A 4,811-nucleotide genomic window follows, 5' to 3' on the forward strand; every position below is an offset into this window, starting at 1 on the left:
CCGAGGTCCTGCCAGGCGCCGTAGCCGGAGTTCGGGGCGGTCTGGGCGGTGGTGCTCACGCCGCCGCCGCCGTTGCGCTCGAACAGGACGACCCGCCCGCCGAGGTTGGCCATCGCCGGCTCGCCCACTCCTGCGTGGCCGCCGAGGTTGCCCGGGGACTGGCTCCACGGTCCGCCGGGCTGGGTCTGGTAGCTGACGAGCATCGCGCCGGTGCCGGCCTCGCGGTAGGCGAGTTCGATGCGGCCGTCCTGGTCGAGCGCGGCCTTGGGCGGGCTGGCCGGCCGGGAGTTCGGGATCGGGCCCGGGCCGTTGATGGCGTCGTTCGGAGCGGTCTGCCACCAGTTGACGACCCCGTCGCGGGTGCTGGCGAAGACCTCGATCCTCCCGACGCCGTTGCGGATCGCGGTGACCGGGTCCTGGATGTCGGTGCCGTGCAGGTCATCCCAGGTGGTCGTCCAGGCGCCGTTCGGGCTGGTCTGCCGGATGCTGCTGAGGCCGCCGCCGCCGTTCTTGACGAAGAGCTCCAGCCGGCCGTCCTGGGAGGCGACCACCGCGGGCACGCCGACCTGGCCCGCGTTGTCGAGCCCGGCGTTGGGGTTGCCGAGGTCGGCCCAGCTGTCCCGCCACACGCCGTTGGGCGTGGTCTGCGGGACGGAGACGATGTGGTGGTCGGTGAGGCGGCGGGCGAAGACCTCCATCCGGCCGTCGGCGTTGGTGCCGACGGCGATGCCCGGCGCCAGCCGCCCGCCAGGGTCGGCGAACCGTGCCGGGCCGCCCCAACTGCCGTCCCCCTGGCGCCAGTACGTGTAGAGGGAGCCCGCCCGGACGACGAAGACCTGCGGCCGGCCGTCCTGGTTGAGTCCGGCCCAGGAGGTGCCCCGCGACCAGCGGTAGTACATCCGGGAGAACCAGGCGGTTTCGTAGTTCCCCGAGTGGTCGTGGCTGGCGTACTCGGAGACGAACACGCCCTTGGCGCCGACCGTCGCCGGGTCGAGGTTCACCGGGCAGTCGCTGATGTTGTAGTCCCGGTAGTTCACCTGGATCAGCGAGCCGCCGTACTGGCTCGCCGCCACGCCCGTGAACTTCGCGGCGGAGATGTGGTCCGAGTGGTCGTCCTTGTAGCGGGTGTCCGGGAGTTCGTCCTGGGCCCGGAGCACGGTCGGCTGGTACGTCACCATGATCTGCCGCAGCACCTCGACGACGTCCGCCGCCGTGTAGGTCGACGGCCCGGACAGCGGGCTGTCCTTCGGGACGACCGTGGTGTCGGTGCCGCCGTTCAGCACGTTGGCGAGCCCGGCGTCGTGCAGGTTGAGGAAGATCAGGTGCACCGGCCGGTCCTTGAGCATGTACCGCTCGACCTGCTTGCCCGCGACCGTCCACGCCTCGACCGTCCAGTGCCCGACCTCGTCGGTCGCCGGGTCGTTGTCGCCGACCCCGGTCATCCGGGAGTAGGCGTTGACGGCGCCCATCTGGCGGTTCCAGGTGCGCAGTGGGTCGCCGGCGGGGTCCCAGCAGCCGCCCACGCACGGGTCACCGGTGATGTTCCCGGCGGTGACGAACACCGTGACGGACGGCGTGCCGTTGCCGAGGGCGTTGGACAGGTCCGGGTTCATGAACAGGATGTCGTCGTCCTCATGGGCGACGACCTGCATGAACAGCGGCCCGGAGCCGGCGGCCATACGTGCGGCCGTACCCGTACCCGTACCCGTACCCGTACCCGTGGCCGCGGAGGCGCGGGTCGCGGTCCCCTTGGCCAGGACGGGTGCGGCGAGGGCGGTCAGCGCGAGGGAGGTGAGGAGTTGCCGTCGTCCGATTGCCATGTGATTTCCCCTCATTCGAGATTCGAGGTCGGCAGGTGATCACGCCAGGAGGAGATTGGCGGATTGTAGGGCGAGAAGTGCCCGAGACGGTATATCGCAAATCCCGTCAGGCGCGACAGTCAACTGACGTGCAATCAAGCCACTCCGTCTCTTTCTCGCCGATCTTGCCTGTACAGCGCGGTTTCTGCTGGAACTTCCCCATGGTTTCCGCCTGATGTTCCTCCTGGCGAAATCCGGACCGGCGGTGATTGCATGGTGGATGGCGAGCGGGCTCCGAGATTTCTCGGCCATTCTCGGACCTCCTCCTTCGGGAAACGGATCGCCACCATTTCTTCGTCACCCGAGCCATGCGGGAATGGTTTTCCGTACCCGGCGAAAGGACTCCTGTGCACGTCACCCACCGCCCACTGCGGGGCCGCCCGTCCGCCATGACGGCAGCCGCCGTCGTCCTCGGCGCGTTCGCCGCCCTGCCGCCCGCGGCCCCGGCGAACGCGGCCGTCGGCTGCGGGCCGGTCCCCGCCGCGCTCCCGTCAGCCCCGGGCGTGGCGCGCCCCGAGTCCTCGGCCTGGACGGGGAGTTGGGGTACCGCCATGAGCCTGGCAGGACCGTCGGCATCCTCGGGCGTGACGGGGCGGCAGACCCTGCGCATGGTCGTCCACACCAGCATCGGCGGCAGCTCCGCCCGGATCCACCTGGTGAACACCTTCAGCCCGGACCCGGTGACCATCGGGCACGTCACCGTCGCGGCCCAGGACAGGACTTCCGCCCGGAACGGGAATCCGGCCACGGCGGCGGCCACGCCGGCCACCCTGACGTTCGGCGGTTCGGGCCGGACCGTCATCCCACCCGGCGGCGAGGTCTACAGCGACCCCGTCGCCTTCCCGGTCACCGCAGACGAGAACCTGCTGGTCAGCCTCTGGCTGCCCGACGGGGTCACCACCGCGCCCTACCACCCGTACACGCTCACCACCTCCTACACCTCCGCCCCCGGCGACGGAGCCGACCGCACCCAGGACACGGGCGGCGCCAACCTCTCCACCCCGTACGCCTACTGGGCCTTCCTCGGCGGCCTGGACGTCACGGCCGCCGGCAGCGACGGGACGGTGGTCGCCCTCGGCGACTCGCAGGTGGACGGCGGGCACACCAACCAGGACTCCAACACCCGCTGGGCCGATGACTACGGGCGCGCCCTCAGCGCCCGACCGACGCCCGAAGGCATCGTCAACAAGGGCATCTCCGGCAACCGGATCCTCACCGACGGGACGGGAGGACGCGTCGGCTTCGGTCAGAGCGCGCTCAACCGCTTCGACCGGGACGTCCTCTCCCAGACCGGAGTGCGGAGCGTCGTGCTCTACGAGGGCATCAATGACATCACGATGGACGACGCCTCCGACTCCGCGCTCGAGTCGGGGATCCAGCAGCTGGCCTCACGCGCGCACGCGGCCGGGCTGCGCTTCACCGTTGCCACCATCCCCGCTTTCCAGGGCTACACCGACTACACCGCCGCCCGGGACCGGGTGCGCCAGTGCGTCAACGACTGGATCCGCACGACGACGGCTATCGACGGCTTCCATGACTTCGACCGGGCGACCCGCGACCCGCTCAACCCGAGCGCCGCGTTCGCCGGTTACGTCTCCTCCGACCACCTGCACTTCACCACCAACGGGAACACGGCCCTCGCCGAGGTCCTCGCCCCGCGGCCCGCCCCGACCAGCCCCTCCCACACCTTCTCCCAGACGACGGCCGGAGCCTTCCACGGCAAGGGCATCGGCGACCTCGTCGCCCGAGACGACTCGGACGGGCACCTGTACGAGTGGGCGGGGCTGGGAGACGGGTCCTTCACGGCCAGGACCGACCTGACGGCCGGCTGGGGCGCGTTCTCCCAGACCACCGCCGGCGATTTCCGGGGGACGGGTCACGCGGACCTGATGGCGAGGGAGGACGCGACGGGCAACCTGTACATGTGGCCCGGTAACGAGGACGGTACCTTCGCCGGCCGCGTGCTCGTCACCGACGGGTGGGGTCCGTTCTCGCAGACGGTTGCCGGTGACTTCCGGGGGACGGGTCACGCGGACCTGATGGCGAGGGAGGACGCGACGGGCAACCTGTACATGTGGCCCGGTAACGGGGACGGTACCTTCGCCGGCCGCGTGCTCGTCACCGACGGGTGGGGTCCGTTCTCGCAGACGGTTGCCGGTGACTTCCGGGGCACCGGCCGTGCCGACCTCATCGCCCGCAACGACACCTACGGCGTCCTCGATGAATGGATGAACACGGGCGGAGCCTCCTTCTCCCACGCCTTCCGGCTCACCGACGGCTGGTGACCGGCCGGTCGGCCCGTCCAACTCGTCCTACCCGGCCAATGCGCTTGCACGGGACCACCGTTCGCAGCGACGGCCCACCGGGCCGGGCGGCTCGCCGAAGGCGAGGAGGACGTCCAGCAGGTCGCCCGGGGCCTCGGCCGTGACGTCGGGTCCGGCGGGCAGGCCGTGCACCGTCCACCGCGGGTGATGGGCCAGGCGTCGGCCGCGGTCTTCCTGGACAAGGGCCACCCGACGACCGTCTGGAACCGCTCGGCCGGCAAGGCCGAGCAGCTCGTCGCCAAGGGCGCGCCCCTCGCCGGCTCGGTCAGGAGCGCGCTCGAGGCGAGCCCGCTGGTCGTCGTCCGTGTCTCGGACTACGACGCCGTGCACAGGTTGCTGGACCCGGCCGCCTCCTCCCTGACCGGCCGCACCCTGGTCAACCTGACCATGGCGAGCTCCACCCAGGCCCGGGAGACCGCCGAGTGGGCGGCCGAGGCCGGCATCGACTACGTCGACGGCGCGATTCTGGCGGTGCCCCAGGCCATTGGCACCGCCGAGGCCACCCTGCTGTAAGCCGGCCCGGAGTCCTGGCGCGGGGCGGGCGCGCGCGGGGGGGGCGGCCCGCGGGGGGGGGTCGCGGGCCCGCGCGGGTCCGGGAACCCCCGCGGGGGGGGGGGGGGGGGGCGCG

General features: G+C 71.6%; 3 protein-coding genes. 2 read left to right on the plus strand and 1 reads right to left on the minus strand.

The window, feature by feature from the left end; genetic code table 11:
* Positions 1-1,820: PIG-L family deacetylase (locus ACFV6I_RS29420; protein ID WP_380428540.1), on the minus strand; the 1,820-nt coding region annotated here is incomplete at its 3' end.
* A gap of 386 nt (positions 1,821-2,206) precedes the next feature.
* On the opposite strand from ACFV6I_RS29420, the gene ACFV6I_RS29425 reads away from it, so the two are divergent.
* Together ACFV6I_RS29425 and ACFV6I_RS29430 are read left to right on the plus strand one after the other, a co-directional pair.
* Positions 2,207-4,144 (plus strand): SGNH/GDSL hydrolase family protein, encoded by a 1,938-nt coding sequence (locus ACFV6I_RS29425; RefSeq protein ID WP_380428541.1) that lies wholly within the window; start codon positions 2,207-2,209, stop codon positions 4,142-4,144.
* A 186-nt stretch (positions 4,145-4,330) separates the two neighbouring features.
* Complete coding sequence (locus tag ACFV6I_RS29430) at positions 4,331-4,696, plus strand: NAD(P)-binding domain-containing protein (protein ID WP_380428543.1); 366 nt, start codon at positions 4,331-4,333, stop codon at positions 4,694-4,696.
* Positions 4,697-4,811: the final 115 nt, after the last annotated feature.

Source organism: Kitasatospora sp. NPDC059803 (assembly GCF_042732255.1).
Classification (GTDB): domain Bacteria; phylum Actinomycetota; class Actinomycetes; order Streptomycetales; family Streptomycetaceae; genus Kitasatospora.